At 68.7% G+C, this 24,404-nt stretch carries 20 protein-coding genes and 1 riboswitch; of the genes, 10 read left to right on the forward strand and 10 right to left on the reverse strand.

The features are described 5' to 3' along the window. The first annotated feature begins 113 nt into the window (after positions 1 to 113). The 3 genes from E5P2_RS03785 to E5P2_RS03795 are packed head-to-tail and all read left to right on the forward strand — an operon-like array spanning position 114 to position 3,958. A complete protein-coding gene (locus E5P2_RS03785) occupies positions 114 to 1,886 on the forward strand; it encodes a glycosyltransferase family 2 protein (RefSeq protein ID WP_162565827.1) in 1,773 nt (590 codons plus the stop codon). Beyond that, positions 1,883 to 2,878: a glycosyltransferase family 2 protein gene (locus E5P2_RS03790; protein WP_162565828.1), complete on the forward strand. Its 996-nt coding sequence runs from the start codon at positions 1,883 to 1,885 to the stop codon at positions 2,876 to 2,878. The genes E5P2_RS03785 and E5P2_RS03790 overlap by 4 nt, the downstream gene beginning before the upstream one ends. A 30-nt stretch (positions 2,879 to 2,908) precedes the next feature. Continuing rightward, positions 2,909 to 3,958 (forward strand): glycosyltransferase family 2 protein, encoded by a 1,050-nt coding sequence (locus E5P2_RS03795; protein WP_162565829.1) that lies wholly within the window; start codon positions 2,909 to 2,911, stop codon positions 3,956 to 3,958. A gap of 15 nt (positions 3,959 to 3,973) precedes the next feature. On the opposite strand, the gene E5P2_RS03800 is transcribed toward E5P2_RS03795, so the two are convergent. Next, a complete protein-coding gene (locus E5P2_RS03800) occupies positions 3,974 to 5,980 on the reverse strand; it encodes an acyltransferase family protein (RefSeq protein WP_162565830.1) in 2,007 nt (668 codons plus the stop codon). Between the two features lie 71 nt (positions 5,981 to 6,051). Next, positions 6,052 to 6,756 (reverse strand): glycosyltransferase, encoded by a 705-nt coding sequence (locus E5P2_RS03805; RefSeq protein ID WP_232080568.1) that lies wholly within the window; start codon positions 6,754 to 6,756, stop codon positions 6,052 to 6,054. Between the two features lie 89 nt (positions 6,757 to 6,845). On the opposite strand from E5P2_RS03805, the gene E5P2_RS03810 reads away from it, so the two are divergent. The 4 genes from E5P2_RS03810 to E5P2_RS03825 all read left to right on the forward strand — a co-directional run bounded on the left by E5P2_RS03810 (position 6,846) and on the right by E5P2_RS03825 (position 11,524). After that, on the forward strand, positions 6,846 to 7,940 hold the full coding sequence (locus E5P2_RS03810; protein WP_162565832.1) for a glycosyltransferase family 4 protein: 1,095 nt from the start codon (positions 6,846 to 6,848) through the stop codon (positions 7,938 to 7,940). 137 nt (positions 7,941 to 8,077) lie between these two features. Then, positions 8,078 to 8,971, forward strand: a complete 894-nt coding sequence (argB, locus tag E5P2_RS03815; protein ID WP_162565833.1) for an acetylglutamate kinase — start codon at positions 8,078 to 8,080, stop codon at positions 8,969 to 8,971. A 290-nt stretch (positions 8,972 to 9,261) separates the two neighbouring features. Beyond that, positions 9,262 to 9,909: a nucleoid occlusion factor SlmA gene (gene slmA / locus E5P2_RS03820; RefSeq protein ID WP_162565834.1), complete on the forward strand. Its 648-nt coding sequence runs from the start codon at positions 9,262 to 9,264 to the stop codon at positions 9,907 to 9,909. Between the two features lie 94 nt (positions 9,910 to 10,003). Then, positions 10,004 to 11,524, forward strand: a complete 1,521-nt coding sequence (locus E5P2_RS03825; RefSeq protein WP_162565835.1) for a catalase — start codon at positions 10,004 to 10,006, stop codon at positions 11,522 to 11,524. A 13-nt stretch (positions 11,525 to 11,537) separates the two neighbouring features. On the opposite strand, the gene E5P2_RS03830 is transcribed toward E5P2_RS03825, so the two are convergent. Continuing rightward, positions 11,538 to 13,088: an MFS transporter gene (locus E5P2_RS03830; protein ID WP_162565836.1), complete on the reverse strand. Its 1,551-nt coding sequence runs from the start codon at positions 13,086 to 13,088 to the stop codon at positions 11,538 to 11,540. Between the two features lie 80 nt (positions 13,089 to 13,168). Then, complete coding sequence (locus E5P2_RS03835; RefSeq protein ID WP_162565837.1) at positions 13,169 to 13,657, reverse strand: MerR family transcriptional regulator; 489 nt, start codon at positions 13,655 to 13,657, stop codon at positions 13,169 to 13,171. 104 nt (positions 13,658 to 13,761) lie between these two features. After that, a riboswitch (yybP-ykoY riboswitch) is annotated at positions 13,762 to 13,941 on the forward strand. A gap of 3 nt (positions 13,942 to 13,944) precedes the next feature. On the opposite strand from E5P2_RS03835, the gene E5P2_RS03840 reads away from it, so the two are divergent. Further along, complete coding sequence (locus E5P2_RS03840) at positions 13,945 to 14,520, forward strand: TMEM165/GDT1 family protein (protein WP_162565838.1); 576 nt, start codon at positions 13,945 to 13,947, stop codon at positions 14,518 to 14,520. Positions 14,521 to 14,523: 3 nt separating this feature from the next. Here the strand turns inward: E5P2_RS03840 and pgm are convergent, their stop codons facing one another. From pgm to E5P2_RS03870, 6 genes are all read right to left on the reverse strand, one after another. Next, positions 14,524 to 16,179, reverse strand: a complete 1,656-nt coding sequence (pgm, locus tag E5P2_RS03845) for a phosphoglucomutase (alpha-D-glucose-1,6-bisphosphate-dependent) (RefSeq protein ID WP_162565839.1) — start codon at positions 16,177 to 16,179, stop codon at positions 14,524 to 14,526. Positions 16,180 to 16,187: 8 nt separating this feature from the next. After that, positions 16,188 to 17,282 (reverse strand): transaldolase, encoded by a 1,095-nt coding sequence (gene tal / locus E5P2_RS03850; RefSeq protein WP_162565840.1) that lies wholly within the window; start codon positions 17,280 to 17,282, stop codon positions 16,188 to 16,190. Further along, positions 17,279 to 17,959: an HAD family hydrolase gene (locus E5P2_RS03855; RefSeq protein WP_162570327.1), complete on the reverse strand. Its 681-nt coding sequence runs from the start codon at positions 17,957 to 17,959 to the stop codon at positions 17,279 to 17,281. The genes tal and E5P2_RS03855 overlap by 4 nt, the downstream gene beginning before the upstream one ends. A gap of 5 nt (positions 17,960 to 17,964) precedes the next feature. Continuing rightward, a complete protein-coding gene (gene zwf, locus E5P2_RS03860; RefSeq protein ID WP_162565841.1) occupies positions 17,965 to 19,395 on the reverse strand; it encodes a glucose-6-phosphate dehydrogenase in 1,431 nt (476 codons plus the stop codon). Then, complete coding sequence (gene gnd, locus E5P2_RS03865) at positions 19,396 to 20,427, reverse strand: phosphogluconate dehydrogenase (NAD(+)-dependent, decarboxylating) (protein WP_162565842.1); 1,032 nt, start codon at positions 20,425 to 20,427, stop codon at positions 19,396 to 19,398. A gap of 291 nt (positions 20,428 to 20,718) precedes the next feature. Continuing rightward, positions 20,719 to 21,552, reverse strand: coding sequence for a helix-turn-helix transcriptional regulator (locus tag E5P2_RS03870; protein ID WP_162565843.1), 834 nt, complete (start codon positions 21,550 to 21,552; stop codon positions 20,719 to 20,721). A 240-nt stretch (positions 21,553 to 21,792) separates the two neighbouring features. Here E5P2_RS03870 and iaaH point away from each other — a divergent pair, with 240 nt between their 5' ends. Both iaaH and E5P2_RS03880 read left to right on the forward strand, forming a co-directional pair. Beyond that, a complete protein-coding gene (gene iaaH, locus E5P2_RS03875; protein WP_162565844.1) occupies positions 21,793 to 23,199 on the forward strand; it encodes an indoleacetamide hydrolase in 1,407 nt (468 codons plus the stop codon). Positions 23,200 to 23,232: 33 nt separating this feature from the next. Continuing rightward, the gene (locus tag E5P2_RS03880; protein ID WP_162565845.1) at positions 23,233 to 24,387 is read left to right on the forward strand and encodes a substrate-binding domain-containing protein; all 1,155 of its coding nucleotides are present in this window, start codon (positions 23,233 to 23,235) and stop codon (positions 24,385 to 24,387) included. Positions 24,388 to 24,404: the final 17 nt, after the last annotated feature.

The following is a 24,404-nucleotide window of genomic DNA, read 5'->3' on the forward strand; positions in this document are numbered from 1 at the left end:
AGGCGCCGCGCCGGCGACCCGCGCCCGGCGCCGGCCGCAGCGAGGCCCAGCTGCAGCGGCAGATCGGCTTGTTGGAAGTGCAAACGAGGGCTTTGGAGGAACAGGTCCGTACGATGAGGCAATCCACCAGCTGGCGCGTGACGGCGCCGCTGCGGTGGGTCAGCCGGCATTTTCAACGCATTGTGCGCGGGACGCAGCCCGAGGTGCCGATGCAGCGCGGCGGCTATGCCGAATGGGTGGCCGCCTACGACAGCCCGGGCCGCAACGCTTGCGAGGGCTTGCGCCGGGAAATCGAGGGCTGGCCGGTGCGGCCTCGGCTGTCGATCCTGATGCCTGTGCAGGACTGTGCCGTGTCGTCGCTGCGTGCGGCGATCGCTTCGGTCCAGTCCCAGATCTATCCGGCGTGGGTGCTGCGCACGGTGCCGGCCGCCGCGCAGGGCGAGGCGCTCGGCGCGCTGCTGGCGGAATGTGCAGCCGCGGATCCGAGAATCAAGGCCGACGCGGGCGATGCGCCGGCGCCCGGCGACTGGGTCGTCTGGTTCGAGCCGCACGCCGTGCTGCCTGCGCATGCGCTCTTCTGCGTGGCGCGGGAGATCGTCGCCCATCCCGAGGCCCGCATGGTCTACGCCGACGAGGACGCCATCGACGCGGCGGGGCGGCGCAGCGATCCCTTCTTCAAGCCGGACTGGAATCCCGATCTTTTTCTTTCGCGCAACCTGTTCGCGCCGCTGGGCGCCTTCGAAGGCCGACTGTTCCAGGAGGCCGGCGGCCTGCGCGAAGGCTTCGATGGCGCGCAGGGGCATGAGCTCGCACTGCGCTGCGCGGAGCGGGTCGATGGCGCGCAGATACGCCACATTCCCCGCGTGCTCTCCCACACCCGTTCGGACGCGCAGGGGGTTGCGGCGACCCCGAACGAGGCGCAGCGCGCCGGCGAGCGCGCCCTCGACGCGCACTTCCAACGCCTCGGCATCGCCGCGACGGCCGAGGCCACGCCGCGCGGCCATCGCGCGCGCTATGCGCTGCCGAGCCCGCCGCCCTTCGTCTCGCTGATCATTCCGACGCGCAACGCGCTCGCGCTGGTGCGCCAGTGCATCGAGAGCATCGTGGCGGAGACGGCCTATCCGCACTACGAGATCCTGCTGGTCGACAACGGCTCGGACGATGCCGAAGCGCTGGCGTACTTTGCCGAACTCGGCGCGCAGCCCGGCATCACCGTGATCCGCGACGACCGCGACTTCAACTACTCGGCCCTCAACAACGCAGCCGTGGCCCGCGCCCGCGGCGAGGTCGTGGGCCTGCTCAACAACGACATCGAGGTCGTCTCGCCCGGCTGGCTCGACGAAATGGTGTCGATCGCGCTGCAGCCCGGCGTGGGTGCCGTGGGCGCGAAGCTGCTCTATCCCGATCGGACCGTGCAGCATGGCGGCGTGCTGCTCGGCGTCGGCGGCATCGCGGGCCATGCGCACAAGCACCTGTCCGCGGACGACCCGGGACACGGCGGCCGCGCCCAGCGCATGCAGACCTTCAGCGCGGTGACGGCCGCCTGCCTGGTGGTGCGCAAGGCGCTCTACGAACAGGTCGGCGGGCTCGACGAGGAGCGCCTGGGCGTCGCTTTCAACGACGTCGACTTCTGCCTGCGCCTGCGTGCGGCCGGCTATCGCAATGTCTGGACCCCGTATGCCGAACTGCTGCACCACGAGTCGGCCACGCGCGGGCTCGAGATCGCGGCCGGATCGCGCGACCGGCTGGCGCGCGAGTCCGCCTGGATGACCGAGCGCTGGGGCGCGCTGCTGCGCGACGATCCGGCCTACAACCCCAACCTGACGCTGGACACCGAGGACTTCGGCCTCGCCTGGCCGCCGCGCGTCGCGCCCTTGTGCCCATGAGTGCCGCCGAGATCTCCGTCGCCCTGTGCACCCACAACGGTGCCCGCTTCCTGCGCGAGCAGGTGCGCAGCATCTGCCTGCAGACCTTGCCGCCGAACGAGATCGTGCTGTCCGACGATGCCTCGCGCGACGGCTCGGTCGCGGTGGCGCGCGCCGCGGTCGAGGAATGCGCGCTGGAGCGGCCGGAAGCGGCCGTGGCACTGCGCGTGCTCGAGAACGCGACGCCCTTGCGCGTGGTCAAGAACTTCGAGCAGGCCATCGGCGCCTGCCGCGGCGAATTCATCGCGCTCAGCGATCAGGACGATGTCTGGGTGCCCGACCGGCTCGCGCGGATGGCGGCCGCCTTCGCGCACGACCCCGCGCTGCTGCTGCTGCACACCGATGCGCGCCTGGTGGATGCAGAGGGCAAAGGCCTGGGCCAGACGCTGTTCCATGCGCTCGAGGTCACGCCGGTCGAGCTCGAACGCATCCACGGTGGCCGGGCCTTCGACGTGTTCTTGCGCCGCAACCTGGTGACCGGCGCCACCGCCGTCTTTCGCCGCTCCCTGCTGACGGATGCCATGCCGCTGCCGGTCGAATGGGTGCACGACGAATGGCTGGGCATCATCGCGGCCGCGACCGGGCGCGTCGACGTGCTGGAAGACGCGCTGATCGACTACCGCCAGCACGAATCCAACCAGATCGGCGCGCGCCGCGATACCTTCCCCGACAAGGTGCGCAAGGCGCTGGCCTCCCGCGGCCGAACCCATCTCGATCGCGCGATCAAGGCCGAACTCCTGCTTGCGCGGCTGCAGTCGCTCGGCGACCGGGTCGCGCCCGGCACCCTCGAAAAGGTACGCGGCAAGGTCGTGCATCAGCGCTTTCGCGCGGCCCTGCCGGCGTCGCGATGGGCCCGCTGCCTGCCGGTCCTGCGCGAAGCGATGACCGGCCGCTACGATGCCTTCGGCCGCGGCGTGCGCGGCGTGGTGCGCGACCTTTTCGAATCTGTGTAGGCTCGGTCCGCGCACACTTCCACCCCTTCAATGAACGCCTTGCCTGAAACATCCGCCGCCCGATCTGCGACATGGCCGACCGTCGTGGTCGTCATCCCGTTCTACAACGGCGCCGACTTCATCGAGCGCTCGGTGCGCAGCGTGTTCGCGCAGTCGGTGCCGGCCAGCGAGGTGATTGTCGTCAACGACGGCTCGCGGCCCGAGGAGCGTGCGGCGCTGGACGGGCTGGCCGCGCGCTATCCGTTCCGCATCCTCGACAAGGAGAACGGCGGCCAGGGCTCGGCGCGCAATGCCGGCGTCGCGGCATCGACGGCCGACTGCATCTGCTTCCTGGACCAGGACGACTTCTACCTGCCCAACCACATCGAGACGCTGGTCTCGTCGATTCCGCCGGACGACCGGCTGTTCGGCTTCGTCTACGCCGACCTGTACGAGGCCGACGGCGACGGCAACATCGTGCGCACCGGCGTGGTCAAGGAGCATGCGCAGCACCCGAAGCGCAACATCCTCGATCTGTTGCGCCACGACATGTTCGTGCTGCCCTCGGCGGCACTGGTGAGCCGCGAGGCCTTCGAGGCCGTCGGCGGCTTCGATTCGCAGTTCATGGGCTTCGAGGACGACGACCTGTTCCTGCGCATCTTCCGCAAGGGCTACAGCAATCATTTCGTCGACAAGGCGGTGACCGTCTGGTGCATCCACACCGCGAGCACCTCGTTCGGCATCCGGATGGTGCGCAGCCGCTTCAAGTATTTCAAGAAGCTCACGCAGATGTTCCCCGACGAGCACCAGCGCGGGCGCTACTGGTTCCGCGAATGCCTGGTGCCGAGGTTCCAACCCTACTTCGTGAATCACGCGATCGAGTCGATCAAGAACGACGACCAGTACCGCGCGGAGATGAGCGCGATCCTGGCCGAGTACGCGGCCATGGTGCTGGCCAATCCCTACGTGGGCCGCAAGAAGAAGCTGCGGCTGCGGCTGACGGTGTTCCTGCTCGAACACAGCTCGCCGGCCCTGGTGCGCTTCATCGGCGCGCTCACGCGCATGCCGGGCATTCGCGCGCTGCGGCGCCTGTACGCCTGAAGGCGCGGGCCGCCGCTACTTCGGCGTCGTCATGGCCGCGTCCATCCAGGTCGCGAACTTGCGCGTGTACTCGGCGCGCAGGTGGCCTGCGTCCTTGTAGATCGGCGTGCCGTCGGCGGTGGTGCGGGTGCACTGGCCGTCGTGGCACAGGGTCTCGGTCGGGTCGATGACGATGGCGCCGCTGCGCACCGCGATCTGGCGCATGCGATCGTGCAGCGCCTTCTGCTCGGCCGGCCAGGGCGCGGTGGGCGACATGCGCCCGACGCTCATCTGGCCCAGGCGGTTGCCCTTGACCAGCTTCTCGGGGCCGAAGTCGTCGCCGACCGGGTTGTCCAGGATCAGGTAGACCTGCTTGGTCTTGGCCAGCGTGGTCATCACGACCTCGAGCGTGGCGAGCGCGTAGTCCACGCCGCCGCCGCCCATGAAGCGCCGGTGGGTCTTGCCGTCGAGGTAATAGAAGCGATCGGCTTCGGCGTTGGCGGCGGTGGGCTTCGACGGATCGGAGAAGTAGCAGTTCCAGCAGCCGCCGAACACCACCGCATCGATCTTGTCGCTGACCGCGATGCGCATGGCGCCGTCGCGGCGCTCGGCGCAGAGGTTGTTCTTCTCGTCGACCACGTTGGGGATCGGCGGGCAGGCGCCCCAGGTCGCGAAGGACAGCGAATCGAGCGTGTCGGGCGAGGTCCTGGCGAGCTCGACCGCGCGCGGGCCGTACTGCTCGATGTGGCTGTCGCCGAACAGCAGCACGCGCCGCTTGCCGTGCCCGGTCTGGAACAGCACCTCGCCGTCGACTTTGACCGGCGTCAGCCCGTCCGGATAGCCCCAGTCGTGCGCCGCGGCCGCCGTCTTCTTGAAGTAGGGATCGCTGTGGCGGCCGTCGAAGATCTGCGTGGTGGCCAGCACGCCGAGCACGACGAAGGCCACCATCGGCGCGACGAGCCCCGGAACCACCGCCGCGTTCTCGCTCCGGCGCAGGGGCCGCTCGACGAAGCGGTAGGTCAGCCAGGCGAGCACGACCGAGGCCACCATCGCCCCGGTGCGAATCGCGTCGGACGGGCTGTCGCCTTCGAGGATGCGCGCATAGACCAGGAGCGGCCAGTGCCACAGATAGAGCGGATAGCTGATCAGCCCGAACCAGACCATCGGCCGCGAGGCCAGCAGCGTGCGGTTCAGCACGCCGGTCGGCCCGGCCGCGAGACAGAAGAAGGCGCCCAGCGTCGGCAGCAGCCCCCACCAGCCCGGAAAGGCCTTGCCGCTGCGGATGAGGACCAGGCCCAGCGCGATCAGCAGCAGCCCCGCGATCGACTGGACATGGCGCCGAAGGCCGGGCGGCGCCGGCTTGTGCAGCCGCATGTACGCGAGCATGCCGCCGACCATCAATTCCCAGAAGCGCGACAGCGGCGAATAGAAGGCCGCGGTGCGATGGCCGTGAATGGTGCCGACGTTGACCAGGAAGGACAGTGCCGCGACCGTGCCGACCACGCCCAGCACGCGCCACTTGCGCCGCCAGGCGAGCCCCAGCAAGAGCGGCCAGAAGATGTAGAACTGCTCCTCGATCGCCAGCGACCACAGATGCTGCAGCGGCTTGGTCTCGGCCGCGTTGTCGAAGTAGCCGGCCTCGTTCCAGAACGCGAAGTTGGAGACGAAGCCCGCGCCGGATGCGACGTGCTTGCCGAGCTGCTCCCATTCCTGCGGCAGCAGCGCATACCAGCCGAACACGAAGCACAGCAGCATCACCAGCACCAGCGCCGGGAAGATCCGCCGGATGCGCCGCTCGTAGAACTCGCGGTAGCTGAAGCCCTCGCCCTCGAAGCTGCCCATGATGATCGTGCTGATCAGGAAGCCGGAGATGACGAAGAAGATGTCGACGCCGATGAAGCCGCCCTGCAGCCACTGCGGGAACGCGTGGAAGCCGAGCACCGACAGCACGGCCACGGCGCGCAGCCCATCGATGTCGGGGCGGTATTTCGGGTGGAGGAGGTGGTGGTGGGGCTCTGCGGGGGAGGTCGTGCTGCTCGTCATCGTCGTCGCAGGGCTGCTGCGGCTTGCTTCTTTGCCCTCGATTGTCCCGCAAACAATGAGGGCGCCCTGACTCAGAGCGGCCGGCGCTTCAGGTAGCGCCAGAAGGCCGCCGACAGCCAGACCTTCAGCAGGCTCGTCACATGCCAGTACAGGTGCTTCGGCCTGGCATGGCTGGCGCGCCGCGCGTCGTGCAGTGCGACCAGGTCCTCGGCCACCTGCAGCTTCCAGCCGGCCAGGCGCGTGCGGGCGCAGATGTCGAAGTCCTCGCCGTACATGAAGAAGCGCTCGTCGAAGCCGCGCACCTGCCGGTAGGCCTCGCTGCGAAACAGCATGAAGAGGCCGGGGATCCAGGCCGGCACGGCAGGCCTCGCGTAATCGGGGCGCCGGCGCGTCAAGATCTCGCGCGGCGTGATGATGGCGCGATGCTGTTCCGGCTCGGCCTTGCCGGGCTCGAGGATGCGCGGCGTGAGCAGGCCGGCATCGGGCGCGGCCTGCGCGACGAGCGGCGTCAGGACGTCGCTCGCGAAGCGGATGTCCGGGTTGAGCACCAGGAACCAGGGCGTGGCGCAGCGCGCGAAGGCCTGGTTGTGGTTGGCGCCGAAGCCCCGCGGCCGCGTGTTCTCGATGCGCTCGATGTCGAAGCCCCAGTGCCGGCCGGCCAGCGCATCGGTCTCGGGGATGTTGATCGTGAGCAGGACGCGGGCGACGCACGGACGGCTGAAGCGGTCCAGCTGATCGAGCAGCGGAAGCACCAGTTCGAGCTGACCGTGGCTCACGATCGAAACCGTGATGGCTTGTAAAGGAGGCGGTGGCATCGGCATGGTCTAATTTCGCTCGGGAATTCTAGGGTTCCCCACACCCACCCATGATTGCTCTGATCTTCATCAGTTTTCTCGTTGCCGCGTTTGCCGTGCAGGTCTTCATGCGCCGGGCGCGCCGGCATGCGCGGCGCTATGCCGCCGACATGCCGCAGCGCTTCCACAAGGGCCACGTGCCGCGGCTGGGCGGCGCCGGCATCTTCATCGGCATGGGCGTGGCCTGGCTGGTGGCGGGCATCCCGTCGGACCCCTTCAACGTCTTCTGGCCGGTCAAGGTGTCGGCGATCGCGCTGCTGTGCATCCTGCCGGCCGTGCTCGGCGGCATCATCGAGGACGTGACGCAGCGCGTGTCGGTGCGCTACCGGCTCGGGCTCACCATCGGCTCCGCGGTGCTGGTGTGCTGGGTGCTGAAGCTGGGGCTGCACCGCACCGGCATCAGCCTGGTCGATGGCTGGCTGGAGATGGTGCCCTACGCGGCGCTGCTGTTCGCGGCGCTGGCGATCGGCGGCCTGCCGCATGCCTTCAACATCATCGATGGCTACAACGGCCTCGCCGGCACGGTGGCGGTGCTGGTGTGCCTCGCGATCTCGCACGTCGCACTGCAGGTGGGCGACCGCCAGCTCGCGGCCATGGTGGTCTGCCTGGTGGGCGCGACCTTCGGTTTCCTGATCTGGAACTACCCGCGCGGCAAGATCTTCGCCGGCGACGGCGGCGCCTACGTCTGGGGCATGGTGATCGCCGTGGCCTGCGTGACGCTGGTGCAGCGGCACCGCGTGGTGTCGCCGTGGTTCCCGATGCTGCTCCTGATCTATCCGGTGTGGGAGACCATGTTCTCGATCTACCGCAAGGTCGCACGCGGCCAGTCGCCCGGCACCGCCGATGCGCTGCATTTCCACCAGCTGATCTTCCGCCGCATCGTGCGCGTCGCCTTCGCCGACGACGAGGCGCGCCAGCTGCTCGCGCGCAACAACCGCACCTCGCCCTACCTGTGGATCTTCGCGGCGCTGACGGTGGTGCCGGCCGTGCTGTTCTGGAACAACACGCCGGTGCTGATGGCCTTCTGCGCGCTGTTCGTCGCGACCTATGTCGCGGCGTACCTCATGATCGTGCGCTTCAAAGTCCCCCGCTGGCTAAGGCCTTAGCTCACCCCCAGGCTTGCCCACTTCGTGTGGCCGCCCACCCCCTGCCGGGGGCAACACCAGCGGCCCGGCGAAGCCGGTTCCGCAGTGTTCCCCGAATGCCTGCAAAATCCGCCCATCTTTTTTTCAGCGCCGATGCCATGACCGATCCCGTCCTCAACATCCCTCCGCGCGACAAGGCCGAGATCCTGGCCCAGGCGCTGCCCTACATCCGCAAGTTCCACGGCAAGACCATCGTCATCAAGTACGGCGGCAATGCGATGACCGATCCGGCGCTGCAGGCCGACTTCGCCGAGGACGTGGTGCTGCTCAAGCTGGTCGGCATGAACCCGGTGGTGGTGCATGGCGGCGGTCCGCAGATCGAGGCCGCGCTCAACCGGCTCGGCAAGAAGGGCCACTTCATCCAGGGCATGCGCGTAACCGACTCCGAGACCATGGAGGTGGTCGAGTGGGTGCTGGCCGGCGAGGTGCAGCAGGACATCGTGGGGCTGATCAACCAGGCCGGCGGCAAGGCGGTCGGCCTGACCGGCCGCGACGGCGGCCTGATCCGCGCGCAGAAGCTCAAGATGGCCGACCGCAACGATCCCAGCGTGCATCACGACGTGGGACAGGTCGGCGACATCGTCTCGATCGACCCGAGCGTGGTCATCGCACTGCAGGACGATGCCTTCATCCCGGTCATCAGCCCGATCGGCTTCGGCGAGGAGAACGAGAGCTACAACATCAATGCCGACGTCGTCGCCGGCAAGCTCGCCACCGTGCTGAAGGCCGAGAAGCTGATGCTGCTCACCAACACGCCGGGCGTGCTCGACAAGAACGGCCAGCTGCTCACCAACCTGAGCGCGCGCGAGATCGACGAGCTGTTCGCCGACGGCACCATCTCCGGCGGCATGCTGCCGAAGATCGAGGGCGCGCTCGATGCGGCCAAGAGCGGCGTCAACGCCGTGCACATCATCGACGGGCGGGTTCCGCATGCGATGCTGCTCGAGATTCTCACGGACCAGGCCTACGGCACCATGATTCGGGCTAGATAAAGCTCGCCCCCAGGCTGCGCGCACTTCGTGTCGCTTCGCCTTCCCCCTGCCGGGGGCAACACCGGCGGACCGGCTGAGCCGGATCCGCGGTGTTTTGCGAGCGGGCCTGGCTTCGCCGGCCGCGCAAGAGGAGGCCGAATGGAGCCTGATCTGGCGGGCGGCGAGATCTCGTCGTCGAATCGTTGAATCCGTCAATAAATGCGTTGATTCGGCGCGACAGAGAGGGCATGCCCGGTTGGCACGCGCTCACTGCGCTGTGCGAGAATCAAATTTTTACAATTGCAGCGCCCATGCAGAACGACGAGACGAGCTCCTCGCACGCCGAGGACGGCAGTTCAGAACCAGTGGCCGCTCCGGTGCGCAAGCGACCGAAGCCGGGAGAGCGGCGCGTGCAGATCCTGCAGGCGCTGGCCGCCATGCTCGAGCAGCCGGGCGCGGAGCGGGTGACGACGGCCGCGCTGGCGGCCCGCCTCGACGTCAGCGAGGCCGCGCTCTACCGCCACTTCGCGAGCAAGGCTCAGATGTTCGAAGGGCTGATCGACTTCATCGAGCAGAGCGTGTTCACGCTGGTCAATCAGATCACCGAGCGCGACATCCCCGGCCAGGAGCAGGCCGCGCGCATCGTCGCGATGCTGATGCAGTTCGCCGAGAAGAATCCGGGCATGACCCGCGTGATGGTCGGCGACGCGCTGGTGTTCGAGAACGAGCGCCTGCAGAGCCGCATGAACCAGTTCTTCGACAAGATCGAGGCGACGCTGCGCCAGGCGCTGCGCGGTGTCGCGGCGGCCGATGGCTCGGCCACGCCCAGTGTCGATGCGCAGGTGCGGGCCTCGTCGCTCACCGCTTTCGTGGTCGGACGGCTGCAGCGCTTCGCGCGCTCGGGCTTCCGGCGCTTGCCCTCCGAACATCTGGAAGCCTCGGTCGCCCTGATGCTCTGAAGCCGGCGGCCCTATCGCGGCGATAGGGTGATCTGATGCACCGAATGCATCTTCGTTGCCAGAATGCATGGGTCCTGAACAAAGAGGCTCACCCATGACCGACCACCGCAAGCTCACCACCGAAAACGGCGCGCCCGTCGAGAACAACCAGCAGTCGCAGACCGCCGGCCCGAACGGCCCGGTCCTGATGCAGGACCATCACCTGATCGAGAAGCTTGCGCGCTTCGACCGCGAGCGCATCCCGGAGCGCGTGGTGCATGCGCGCGGATCGGGTGCCTTCGGCACGTTCGAAGTGACGGCCGATGTCTCGAAGTGGACCAAGGCCCGCTTCCTGGGCCAGGTCGGCAAGAAGACCGAAGTCCTGGCCCGGTTCTCGACCGTGGCGCTGGAACTCGGCTCGGCCGACACCGTGCGCGATCCGCGCGGCTTCGCGCTCAAGTTCTATACCGAAGAGGGCAACTACGACCTGGTCGGCAACAACACGCCGGTGTTCTTCATCCGCGATCCGCTCAAGTTCCCCGACTTCATCCACTCGCAGAAGCGCGATCCCTACAGCCACGTGCAGGAGCCCGACAACGCCTGGGACTTCTTCTCGCATTCGCCCGAGGCCACGCACCAGTTCACCTGGCTGTTCGGCGACCGCGGCATTCCGAAGAGCTACCGCCACATGGACGGCTTCGGCTCGCACACCTTCCAGTGGGTCAATGCCAAGGGCGAGGCCTTCTGGGTCAAGTACCACTTCAAGACCCGCCAGGGCATCGAATGCTTCACCGCCGAGGAGGCGCAGCGCGTCGGCGGCGAGAACCCGAACCACCATCACCTCGACCTGCTGCATTCGATCGAGCGCGGCGAATTTCCGAGCTGGCGCGTGCAGGTCCAGATCATGCCGCTGGCCGAGGCGCAGAACTACCGCTTCAACCCCTTCGACCTGACCAAGGTCTGGTCGCACAAGGACTACCCGAAGATCGACATCGGCATCCTCACGCTCGACCGCAATCCCGACAACTATTTCGCCGAGATCGAGCAGGCCGCGTTCAACCCCGCCAACTTCGTGCCGGGCATCGGCCCGTCGCCGGACAAGATGCTGCAGGGGCGTCTCTTCAGCTACGGCGACACGCAGCGCTACCGCCTCGGCATCAACCACACGCAGCTGCCGGTGAACTGTCCGCATGCGACGAAGGCCGCCAACTACGGCCGCGACGGCGCCATGCGCTACGACAACGGCGGCCGCGGGCCGAACTACGAACCCAACAGCTTCGGCGATGCGCCCAGGCAGAGCGACGAACCCGTGTACGCGCCGCTCGAGATCCACGGCTGGACCGGCAGCCACGCATGGACGCAGCACGCGGCCGACACCGACTTCGTGCAGGCCGGCGACCTCTACCGCCTGATGGACGAGCCCGCGAAGCAACGCCTGGTGGGCAACATCGCCGGCGGCCTCGGCGCCGTGAAGCGGCAGGACATCATCGACCGCGCGATCGGCCACTTCCGCCAGGCCGATGCCGACTACGGCGCGCGGCTCGAGCAGGCGGTGAAGGCCGTGCAGGCGAAGATCAGGGGCGAGGACGTGACGATCCAGGTCGGCAAGCCGTCGCACAGCGACAGCCCGAGCTGAGGCCGTCCGCGCCTCAGTCGATCTCGCGCTGCCACGCCGCGAAGGCGCCGGCCGCGAGCGCGATCACGGCCATCACCTCGAAGCCGTCGAGCGAGGCCATGAAGGTGGCCTGCTGCTCCAGCACGCGCCACAGGCTGCCCAGGGCCATGGCATGCGCTTCGCCGATGGCATGGCCCGAGGCCACGAAGCCCCGGGTCAGCAGATCGAGCGCCTGAACGAAGGTGGCGTTGGACGCGGTGGTCGACTCGCTCAGCCGCGCTTCGTGCAACGCGACACGGTGCGTCTGCACCGCGATGGCGGTCGCGGTCGCGAAGGAAATGGCCAGCTGGCGCACCAAGTTCTTGAGCCGGTAGCCATGCGCGAACTCCTCCGCGGCGAAGGGCCGGAAGGTGAGGTTCGCCACCGGCAGCACGACGAACAGCATCATCAATCCGCGCAGCAGCAAGGGCCCCAGCAGCGCGGCGCGCCCGACTTCCGGTGACATCTGCGCGAGCCACCACGCCGCCAGCGCCGCGATGCCGAAGCCCGGCACGATGAGCCACTTCTTGTGAACGACGCGCGCCGAATGGCGCAGATAGACGAAGACCAGCAGGCTGGCTGCCAGCGAGGCCATGCCGGTGAAGTAGCCGGTGTCGCCGACCGTGAAGCCGAGGCCGCCTTCCATCAGGCGCGGCAGCAGGTAGCTGAAGCCGGTCGAGAGGTAGTAGTAGACGACGTACAGCGCCAGTCCGACGCGGAAGGTCGAATGCCTGAACGCGTGCAGCCGCACCAGCGGCGCCGGCTGGCGCCATTGCTGCTGTGCGAACCAGGCCAGGCCGGCGATGCCGGCGATGGCCAGGCCGATCAGCGCGGGCGATGTGGAGAACAGCTCGAAGTGCGTGCGCGTGAGCACGACCTGCAGCGCCGCCTGCGCCAGCGCGAACACCAGGTAGGCCAGGCGGTGCGGCTCGGTGCGCTCGTGCGGCGCGACGTCGCCGATGTCGGGCAATGTCCAGAGCACCAGCGCACCCGCGAGCACCGCCGCCGGCACGGTGCACAGGAACAGCGCGCGCCATTCGAAATGGGTGACGAGGAAGGCGCCGACCACCGGTGCCAGCCCGCCGCCGAACACGATCAGCACCATGAAGGCCCGCAGCGCCTTGGGACGCCTCTGGGGCGCGATGCCGATCTGGATCAGGATGCGGCAGGCGCCCAGCATCGGTCCGACGAAGTAGCCTTGCACGCCGCGCGCCAGCGCGAGCTGGACCGGGTTCTCGCACAGCGCGGCGCACACGCCGGCGGCGGCGAAGGCGAACATGCACAGCGCGAGGTAGCGCCGGTAGCCGAGCCGTTCGACCCACGCGTGCTGCTGCAGGATGCCCAGCACCGCGCCCAGCGCGTAGACACTCGAAGCCCACACCAGCTCGTCGGCCGTCGCGCTGATGCCGCCGGCGATGTAGCTGGCGAAGAAGGCGAAGAGCGCGTTGTCGAAGTAGTCGATCCCGGTCACGAGACCGATGGCCCACGGCATCAGCGCGGCCAGCGCCATGCCGCGGCCGGGCGGCGCGGAGATCGATGCGGTCATGGGTGCACCCTTGGCGCTTCGCGCCTTCCCGCCAAGCGGGCGCGCGCTTGCTTGGGGCGGTCCGGCGCGGCGCTCATGCCTCAGGCTTTCGCTGCGCCTTGCGCGCGCTCGCGCCGGGCGAGTGCCGTCTCGACTGGCTCGCCTGCCAGGCGCCGTTCCACGTAGTCGAGATCGCGCCGCAGTTGCGCCTGCAGCGCGGCGGCTTCCTTGAGCTCCGCGCGCACCTGCGCGACCCGGGTATCGAGCGCCTCGAGCTGGGCCGCGAGCGTTGCCTTCAGCGTCTTCAGCGACGCCTTGGACAGGTGCGGCCGTCCGCCGTCCGCAGGCGCCTCGTAGGGCTGCTGCAGCATGGCGGTGATGGTCGCGAGCGAGAAGCCCAGCGAGCGCATGCGCAGCACGCGGGCGAGCTTGCCGAGATCGGCCGCTTCGTAGAGCCGGTAGCGGCCCTCGCTGCGCGACGGCACCACGATGCCGAGTTCCTCGTAGTACTTGAGCGTGCGCGGCGTCACGCCGAGCCTGGCCGCGGCATCCCGCACCGTGAGAGGGGTGGGAGGGGCCGCGGCGTTCATGGAAGCAAGGGTTCGGAAATGAGCCTTCAGTATACCTCAACGTGTACGTTCACGTACATGTTGCGTCGACAGGCGGCTGCACGGGAGTGCCTCGTGATAGGATCGCGCCCGTCATTGGGGAGTAGCTTCTCTTCCTTCGCGAAAGAGGCTGTCGTCAACATACTTGGCTCTTCTCGAGCCATGGCGCCAGCGGCCCTTGGGCTTGGCAAGACCTTTGACCACATCGCCTTCGGATTGGCCGGCGGCGCCTTGTGGTCATTCGTCCTGTCGCCGGCCAAGGAGTTGTTTTGGAAGCCTTTCTTGTTTCCACGGGCATCGTGGCCCTCGCCGAGATCGGCGACAAGACCCAGTTGCTCGCCTTCATCCTCGCGGCCAAGTTCCGCAAGCCCGTGCCCATCATCCTGGGCATCCTGACCGCGACCATCGCCAACCATTCCGCCGCCGGTGCGCTCGGCGCGTGGATCACCACCGTCGTCGGGCCCGAGATCCTGCGCTGGGTGCTGGGCGTTTCGTTCATCGCGATGGCCGGCTGGACGCTGATCCCCGACAAGTTCGACGAGAGCGAAGCGAAGTTCGGCCACTTCGGCGTCTACGGCACCACCGTGCTCGCCTTCTTTCTGGCCGAGATGGGCGACAAGACGCAGATCGCCACCGTCGCGCTGGCCGCGCAATACCATTCCTTCTTCACGGTGGTGGCCGGCACCACGCTGGGCATGATGATCGCCGACGGGCCGGCCGTGCTGCTCGGCGACCGCATCGCGAACCGCATGCCGGTCAAGCTGGTGCACCGGATCGCGGCCGTGATCTTCCTGATCCTCGGCGTCGCCACGCTGGCCGGGGCCGGCGCGCGCTGGGGCTTCTGAGGCTCAGGCCGCGGGCGCGATCGCGGCGTCGACCATGGCCTGCGCTTCCTGCAGGATGCGCTGCAGATGCTCGGGCCCGTCGAAGCTCTCGGCGTAGATCTTGTAGATGTCCTCGGTGCCCGAGGGCCGCGCCGCGAACCAGCCCTTGGGCGCGATGACCTTGATGCCGCCGATCGCCGCATCGTTGCCCGGCGCGCGGCTCAGGATGCGCTCGATCTTCTCGCCGGCCAGCGCGCTCGAGCCGACCTGTTGCGGCGTCAGCGCGGCCAGTTGCTTCTTCTGCTGCACGGTGGCCGGTGCATCCACGCGGCTGGCAGCGGGGCTGCCGAACTCGCGGCCCAGGTCCGCATAGAGCGCGCCCGGGTCGCGCCCCATGCGCGCGGTGATCTCGGCCGACAGCAATGCGGCGGTGATGCCGTCCTTGTCGGTGGTCCACACCGAGCCGTCGCGGCGCAGGAAGGTCGCGCCCGCGCTTTCCTCGCCGGTGAAGCCGAGCGAGCCGTCCTGCAGGCCTTCGGTGAACCACTTGAAGCCGACCGGCACTTCATAGAGCTTGCGCCCGAGCCGCGCCGCCAGCCGGTCGATCAGCGCGGTCGAGACCACCGTCTTGCCCACCGCCGCCTGCGCCGGCCATTGCGGCCGATGCTGGAACAGATAGTCGATGCAGACCGACAGGTAGTGATTGGGCGGCAGCAGGCCCGTGCCGGCCGTGACGATGCCATGCCGGTCATGGTCGGTGTCGCAGGCGAAGCCGATGTCGAAGCGGTCCTTGATGTCGAGCAGCCGTTGCATTGCATAAGGCGACGACGGGTCCATGCGGATCTGGCCGTCCCAGTCCAGCGTCATGAAGCGGAAGGTCGGATCGACCACCTCGCTGACCACCGTGAGGTCGAGCCCGTAGCGGTCGGCGATGGCGGCCCAGTAATGCACGCCCGCGCCGCCGAGCGGGTCGACGCCCATGCGGACCTGGGCATCGCGGATCGCCTCCATGTCGATCGCGCTGCCCAGGTCGTCGACATAGGCGCGCAGGAAATCGTGGCGGTGCGTGGTCGGCGCCTGCAAGGCCTTCTCGTACGGCATGCGCTTCACGCCGGCCAGCCGCTGTTCGATGAAGCGGTTGGCCGCGGCCTCGACGCCGCCCGTGATGTCCTGGCCGGCCGGCCCGCCGTTGGGCGGGTTGTACTTGAAGCCGCCGTCTCGCGGCGGATTGTGCGAGGGCGTGACGACGATGCCGTCGGCCAGGCCGGCCGTGCGCCCACGGTTGTAGACCAGGATCGCATGCGAGATCGCGGGCGTCGGTGTGAACTCGTCGTTCACTGCCAGCATCACCTCGACGCCGTTGGCGGCCAGCACCTCGAGCGCGCTCGCGCAGGCCGGCGCCGACAGCGCGTGCGTGTCGATGCCCATGAACAGCGGCCCGTCGATGCCCTGTGCACGGCGGTAGTCGCAGATCGCCTGCGTGATCGCCAGCACATGCCATTCGTTGAACGAGCGCTCGAAGGCCGAGCCGCGATGGCCCGAAGTGCCGAACGCGACGCGCTGCGACGCCACGCCCGGGTCCGGAATGTCCGCGTGGTACGCGGCGAGCAGCGCACCGACATCGATGAGCGACGCGGCAGGCGCCGGCTTGCCGGCGAGGGGGCTGATGCGTGTGGCCATGCGCAAGCCTACCGCGCCGCCGCCTGCGGCGCCAGTCGCTGCGTCTTGGCTGCGAGCCCCTGCAGCAGCTTTTGCCACGACTTGGCGAATGCATCGGCGCCTTCGCGCTGCAGGCGTTCGGCGAGGGCGTCCACATCGATGCCCGCGCGTCCGAACTCGGCCAGCACCGCGTCGGCATCGCCACCGTCGTCGGGCAGGCCGGGGCCCGGCTGGCCGTGGTCGGCGAAGGCCTTGAGCGTTTTCTCGGGCATCGTGTCGATGCTGTCGGGCCCGGCCAGCGCATCGACGTAGAGCGTGTCGGGCGCGGCCGGATCCTTGGTGCCGGTGCTGGCCCACAGCATGCGCTGCGGCCGCGCGCCGGCGGCCGCGAGCTTCTGCCAACGCGGCGAGGCCAGCAGTTCGCGGTAGGCGCGCCAGGCCTGCATCGCGACCGCGATGCCGAGCCGGTTGCGCAGGCTGGGCGGTGCACTGTCCTTCACCGCCACGTCCCAGCGGCTGATGAACAGCGAGGCCACCGAGGCGACCTTCGGATCGCGTCCTGCGGCGATGCGCCGCTCGATGCCGCGCAGGTAGGCCTCGGCCGCGGCGACATAGTGCGCGCTGGAAAACAGCAGCGTGATGTTGATCGGCACGCCCGCGAAGATCGATGCCTCGATCGCCGGAATGCCTTCGGGCGTGCCGGGGATCTTGATGAACAGGTTCGGCCGTGCGGCGCGTGCATGGAGCTCGGCCGCGACCTGGATGGTGCCGGCCGTGTCGTTGGCCAGCAGCGGAGACACTTCGAGCGAGACCCAGCCGTCCACGCCATCGGTCGCGTCATGCACCGGGCGGAACAGGTCGGCCGCGCGCGCGAGGTCGTCGATCGCGAGGCCGAAGAACAGCGCTTCGTCCGACGTGCCCTTGCCCGCCTGCGCGCGGATCGCCGCGTCGTAGTCCTCGGAGCCGCCGATCGCCTGTTCGAAGATGGTCGGGTTCGAGGTCAGCCCGGTGACCGAGAACTCGTCGATGTAGCGCGCCAGCGTGCCGCTGTCGAGCAGCCCGCGCGTGATGTTGTCGAGCCAGAGGCTCTGGCCTTGCGCATGGAGCCGGTGTGTCGCGTTCATGGTGTCTCCTGGAGGACGAGGGGATCGATGCCGAGCAGATCGCAGATGTGCGCGATCGTGTGATCGGCAGGCGGATGGCTCGCGAGGGTGTCGGGGTCGAAGGCATAGTGGCCCTGGCGCGGGAAGACCGTCGTCAGCCGCTCGCCCATCACCGCCTTCATGGCGCTCAGGATGCGCAGCTTGTCGTCCACCATCACGTAATGGCGCGCCGGATAGCGCTGCTGCACCGCGTCGAGCATCTGTTCCTTGTGGATGTAGATCAGCACCCGGCCATCGACCGCATCCCACAGCCCCGAGCGTTGCACCTTGCGCGGCTGGAACACCACGTCGCCGTCCGTCAGGATCACCGTCGGGCCGGCGCGCTGCAGATGCGCGACGACCTCCAGCGCGCCCGGATAAAGCCGGTCGGCGAAAGGGTAGTCCACCAGGAAGGTCGACATCTGCAACAGCCGCGGATCGTTCATCGTGTCGCTGAGCTCGTGCAGCCGATAGCGCTGCAGCGCGCCGAGGTAGTCGGTGTAGCCGAGCTCCGTGCGCAACTCTTCGAAATAGGTCCAGTAGCGATCGGCCTTGGCCCTGCCGAAGTCGCGCACCAGGTGCGCGCGCAGGTCGTCGACCACGGCATCGTTGTCGAGCAGCGTGTTGTCGACGTCGAGCAGGAAGACCACGTCCGGCATGGCACTCACAGCGCATGCTCCTTGCCGGCCGCAGGCGCGCCGGGGTCGGGGTTGTGCCAGCCGCCGTCGGCCGCGATCAGCCGGTCCGCTGCGGGCGGGCCCCAGCTGCCGGCCGGGTAGATCGAGACCGGCGGATGCTGCGTGAGCACCGGATCGACCACCGCCCATGCGGCCTCGACCGCGCCCTCGCGCGTGAACAGCGCATCGTCGCCCGCCATCGCATCGCCGATCAGCCGCTCGTAGGGCGTCTTCTCGCCGGCTTCTTCCTCGACCAGGTAGAGCTCGCGCTGGTCGCCGACGAATTCCTGGCCCGCGCGCTTCACGCGTGCGGCCAGTGCGATGCACGAGCGCGGCGACAGATGAAAGCGCAGGTAGTTCGCGTCCTCGCACTGCGCCGCATCCGTGAACAGCGCCTGCGGCGGCGGCTTGAGCCGCACCAGCACTTCGCACGCGGTCTCGGGCAGCGTCTTGCCGGAGCGCAGGTACCAGGGCACGCCGCTCCAGCGCCAGGAGTCGATGTACAGCCGCACCGCGCAATAGGTCTCGACGTCCGAGTCCTTCGCGACCTGTGCCTCGTCGCGGTAGCCCGCGTACTGGCCACGCACCATGTCGCTCGGCTGCAGCGGGCGCATTGCCTCGAAGACGCTGGTCTTCTGCCGGTGCACGGCCGCGAAGCCGCGCTGCGACGGCGGCTCCATCGCCAGCAGCGCGACGACCTGCATCAGGTGGTTCTGGATCACGTCGCGCAGGCAGCCCGCGCTTTCGTAGAACGCGCCGCGGCCCTCGACGCCGAAGGACTCGGCCAGCGTGATCTGCACGCTCGCGATGTGGTCGCGGTTCCAGATCGGTTCCAGGAAGGAATTGGCGAAGCGGAAATACAGGATGTTCATGATCGCTTCCTTGCCGAGGAAGTGATCGATGCGGAAGATCGCATCTTCCGGGAACACCGACAGTGCGACGCGGTTGAGTTCGCGCGCCGATGCGAGGTCGCGGCCAAAGGGCTTCTCGACGATGACGCGCGCATGCGCGGCCAGGCCGGCCGCGCCCAGGCCCTGGATCACCGCCGGGAACAGCGCCGGCGGAATCGCGAGGTAGTGCGCGGGGCGCTGCGCGGCGCCGAGCGCCTGCTTGAGCGCCGCGAAGACCTTGGGGTCCTTGTAGTCGCCTTGCACATAACGCAGCTGCGACAGCAAGCGGTCGAGCGCCTTCGCATCGTCGATCGCGCCGGCCTCTTCGAGGCTCTTCCTCGCGCGTTCGCGCAGTTGCTCGAGCGTGCAGTCGGTCGAGGCGACACCGATCACCGGTACCGCGAGCGCGCCGCGCCGGCACAGCGCGTAGAGCGCCGGAAAGATCTTCTTGTAGGCGAGGTCGCCGGTGACCCCGAACAGCACCAGTGCGTCGGAGGGCTCGGCCGCGGGGGCGGAAGGATCTCGCATTCAGGCTCCCTTGGCAGGTGACGCGGCATCGGTCTTCTCGACATGGCCGCCGAATTCATGCCGCATCGCCGACAGCACGCGGTCGGCGAAGCCGGCCTCGCCGCGCGAGCTGAAGCGCGCATAGAGCGCCGCGCTCAGCACCGGCGCCGGCACGGCCTCGTCGATCGCGGCCTGCACGGTCCAGCGCCCTTCGCCCGAGTCGGAGACGCGTCCCTGGAAGCCGGCGAGCGCGGGATCGACCGCGAGCGCGGCCGCCGTGAGATCGAGCAGCCACGAGCCGATCACGCTGCCGCGGCGCCAGAGCTCGGCGATGTCGGGCAGCTTCAGGTCGTACTGGTAGAGCGCGGGGTCGCGCAGCGGCGTGGTCTCGGCGTCGGCATCCTGCGGACGCTTGCCGGCATCGGCATTGCGAAGGATGTTCAGGCCCTCGGCATAGGCCGCCATGATCCCGTATTCGATGCCGTTGTGGACCATCTTGACGAAGTGGCCGGCGCCATGCGGGCCGCAGTGCAGATAGCCTTGCTCGGCGGTGCCCGGGATTCGGCCCGGCGTCGGCGCGGCGCTGCCGGCGCCGGGCGCCAGCGTCGCGAAGATCGGCGACAGATGCTGCACCACCGCCTCCTCGCCGCCGATCATCAGGCAGTAGCCGCGGTCGAAGCCGGCCACGCCGCCGCTGGTGCCGACATCGACATGGTGCAGGCCCGCGGCCTTGAGCTCGGCCGCGCGGCGCAGGTCGTCGTGGTAGTAGGAGTTGCCGCCATCGATCACGATGTCGCCGGCCTCGAGCAGCGGCAGCAGCGAAGCCAGCGCCCGGTCGACCGCCGCCGCCGGCACCATGAGCCAGATCGCGCGCGGCGGCGCGAGTCTGGCGATCAGATCCTGGAGCGAGCTTGCGCCGGTGGCACCCTGCGCGGCCACGCGCTCGACCGCATGTGGATCCATGTCCTGCACCACGCAGTCGTGGCCGCCGCGCAGCAGGCGGGCCGTCATGCTGGCGCCCATGCGTCCGAGTCCGATCATGCCGATTTGCATTGAGATGCTCCTGTTCTTCGATGTTCTTTGAAAAGCGTGCGATCCGACATCGCGGCAGGCGCGGCTTCCGGTGTGAGCCCACGCGGCCAGTCGAGTTCCATGGCATGCGGTTCGCGTTCGTCTCGTGTGCCGGTTCGTCTTTAGAAGATTTGCTTACATCTTTCCCGAAGTGCCGTTTCGGCAGGCACCCTGTCGCAACGACCAGCCGGCAAGGCTTCCGCGCGAATTGCGCATCGTTGTCCACACCCTTGTCCCCCGGCGCGGTGGAGAACTTGCGGGCTTGCGGCGCCCTCAGTGGGTTCGTGCCGGCGATGCCGCGGAGGCCGTGCCGGCCTGCAGGCGCAGCCGGCGCCGCGTCAGCAATTCGGTGACCACATGGGCGAGCCGATTGCGGCCCTTGACATCCAGTTTTTGCAGGGCGTTTTTCAGGTAGTAGCGCACCGTGGAGATTTCGATGCGGAGCTCGCGCGCGATTTCCTTGTCCGCGTAGCCGCGCGAGGCCAGCATGGTGACTTCCGCCTCGCGCTCGGTCAGCCGTGCATGCTCGGCCAGCAGCAGCGGCACGTCGGCCGCCTCGTCGCTCGGCAGCACGATCGCATCGGCCGGCGCCGGCTTCTGCAGGCGCACGAAGGCGGCGGTCAAGGCCGGCTCGATCATGCGCAGGATCGCCAGGTCGTTGGCATCGAAGTCGTCGCGCGACTGGGTGCGGAACACCAGCAGGTCGCCGACGCAGCGGCCCTCGGCATAGGCATACAGGTTCATGCCCCAGTAGATGCCATGCACGCGCAGGAAGTCGTTGAAGAACTCTGTGCGCGTGAGTTCGCTCATCGAGAACACCTGGCTGAAGGAGGCGCAGCGCATCGGCTTGAGCGCCGGCGTGACCGGATCGCAGAACTGGTAGTAGTGGTCGTAGGTGGCCGCGTGCGCCGCGTCCATGTTGTGCGCGACGCGGATCACATAGCGCGAGGTCTCGGGGTCCATGTCGCGCGACACCATGCTGTCGGCGCCGAGCAGCTGCGTGACCGGTCCCGCGAGCTGCTGCCTCAGCTCGTCGGCATCCTCGGCGTTGACCAGCAGTCGAAAACTTTCCGCCAGCGCGGCGGACTGTCGCTCGCTCAGGTACATGGCAACTCCAATCCTCTGTGTTCGTCGGCGTCCGGGCGTCGCTGACCGCTCCGGTCCAAGCAACAAGGGTGCCCGGCCGCCGGTGCGACGGGCTCGCGGTCCCCTCATTCTTCAGGGGAGCCGTCGCGAACCCCGCTCGATATGCTGAACGTATCGCAACACCTGTCCGCAGGCAATCGGGGTTCGCGCAGGTGCGGCCCGGCCGCGCCGGGCGCCCGACCACCTGTATCGAGAGCCTTCATGAACGCGTCTGAACTCGGAATCGTCGAATTGCAACGGGCGCTGGCGCAGCGCGACCTCAGCTGCGCCGACCATGTCGAGGCGCTGATCGCCCGCACCGAGGCCGCCGCCGGCCTCAACGGCTATGTCGATTTCGATCCCGCGCCGCTGCGCGCCCAGGCACGGCAGGCGGACGCTCAGCGCGCCGCCGGCACCGCGCTGCCGCTGCTCGGCATTCCGATCGCGCTCAAGGACAACATCGACACTGCCGATCTGCCGACCAGCGCAGGCACGGGCGCATTGCGCGGCAAGCGCCCGAAGGCCGATGCCGAGATCGTGCGGCGGCTCAAGGCGGCCGGCGCGATCGTCGCGGGCAAGGCCAACATGCACGAGCTCGCCTTCGGCATCACCTGCAACAACGCGGTCACCGGTGCGGCGCGCAATCCGTGGGCGCCGGACCGCATTCCGGGCGGCAGCAGCGGCGGCTCGGCGGTGGTGGTCGCGGCCGGGCTGGTGCCGGCGGCGATCGGCACCGACACCGGCGCCTCGGTGCGCCTGCCTGCCGCGCTGTGCGGCGTCGCCGGGCTGCGGCCGACGGTAGGCCGGGTGCCGGGCCGCGGCATCGCGCCGATCGCTTCCACGCGCGACACCGCCGGTCCGATCGCGCGCAGCGTGGCGGACCTCGCGTTGCTCGATGCGGTGCTGACCGGCGATGCGACGCCGGTGCCTGACGCATCACTCGCCGGCCTGCGCCTGGGCATTCCGCGCGAGCGCTTCTGGGGCGAGCTCGACGCGCCGGTCGCCGCGGTCATGGACGACGCGCTGCAGCGGCTGCGCGCGGCGGGTGCGGTCCTCGTCGAAGTCGCACTGCCGGGCCTCGACGCGCTCAACGACGCCACGGGCTTCCCGGTGGCGCTCTTCGAATTCCTCGACGAGATGCCGCGCTACCTGCGCGATGCGGGACACGGTGTCGACATCGCGCAATTGCTGGCGGGCATCGGCAGCCCCGACGTGGCCGGCATCCTGCGACCGCTGCTGGCGGGCGGTGCGATTCCCGAAGCGGTCTACCGCGGCGCGCTCGAAACGCGCGGCCAGTTGCAGCGCCTCTACCGCGACACCTTCGAAAGCAACGCGGTGCGGGCGCTCGTGTTCCCCACCTCGCCGCTCACCGCGCGGCCGATCGGCCAGGACGAGACGGTCGAGTTCCATGGCCGGCAGGTGCCGACCTTCCTCGCCTTCATCCGCAACACGGACCCCGGCAGCAACGCCGGCATCCCCGGCATCAGCCTGCCGGCCGGGATCGCGAGCGATGGCCTGCCGGTGGGCCTCGCGCTCGATGCGCCGGCCGGCAGCGACCGGCAGCTGCTGGGCATCGCCGCCGCCATCGAGCGGGTGCTGCCGCGTGCCGCCATGCCTTCGATTTCCTGAGCCCCGACCCGCCCAAACATGAGGAGCCTCGTGATGAACCGTCGCCATTTCGTTTCGTTCGCAGCGGGCCTGACCGGCGCTGCGCTGGCCTCGCGCAATGCGTTCGCGGCCACGCCGCTGAAGGTCGCCGTGATGATTCCGCTGAGCGGGCCGGCCAGCCTGTTCGGCGCCTCGTCCAAAGCCTGCGCCGAGCTCGCGGTGGAGCAGATCAACGCGCGCGGCGGCATCCTCGGACGCAAGCTCGAGATCGCGATCGGCGACGCCGGCCTGCCGCCCGCCGAGGCCGCGCAGACCGCGCTCAAGCTGTGGAAGGGCGGCAAGTGCGAGGTCTTCATCGGCATGCACGACAGCGCCGTGCGCGGCGCGCTCAACGGCCTGTTCAAGGGCCAGGTGCCTTACTTCTACACGCCGGTGTACGAGGGCGGCGAATGCGCGGCGGGCGACTTCATGAACGGCGAGACGCCATCGCAGCAGCTCGAGCCCGTGATCCCGTGGCTCACCGGCGAGCGCAAGATCAAGAAGTGGTACCTGATCGGCAACGACTACATCTGGGGCCGCAACACCAACGGCGCCGCCAAGGGCTACATCGCCCGGGCCGGCGCGCAGGTGGTCGGCGACGAGTACGTCGCCTTCACCGTCGACAACTTCGACTCGAGCCTGGCGCGCATCCGCGACTCGGGCGCCGACGCGGTGCTGGTGTCGCTGGTGGGCGGCTCGTCGGTCACCTTCAACAAGGCCTTCGCCGGCTTCGGCCTGGCCGACAAGGCGGTGCGGCTCGGATCGCTGATCGAGGAGAACACGCTGGCCGGCATCGGCAACGAGAACGCGAAGAACCTGTACGCCAGCATGGGCTACTTCTCGACGCTGACGACACCCGGCGCCGCCGCCTTCGCCGCGGCCTATGCGAAGCGCTTCGGCGACAAGGCGCCGATGCTCAACGGCCTGGCCGAATCGACTTACGAAGGCTTCCTCATGCTGGATGCGATCGCGACCAAGGCCGGCGACCTCAACGTGGCCAAGATGGAGCGCGCAAGCGAAGGTGCGACCTACCAGGGCCCGCGCGGCACCGTGACGATGCATGCGCGCCATGTCGACCAGGACATCTTCGTGGCCGACGTGAATGCCAAGGGCTTCAACATCGTGAAGACCTTCTCGCACGTGCCTTCGGGCCAGAGCTGCAAGGCCTGAGCAACGCACGCACCGCA

Source organism: Variovorax sp. SRS16 (genome assembly GCF_901827165.1).
GTDB lineage: Bacteria > Pseudomonadota > Gammaproteobacteria > Burkholderiales > Burkholderiaceae_C > Variovorax.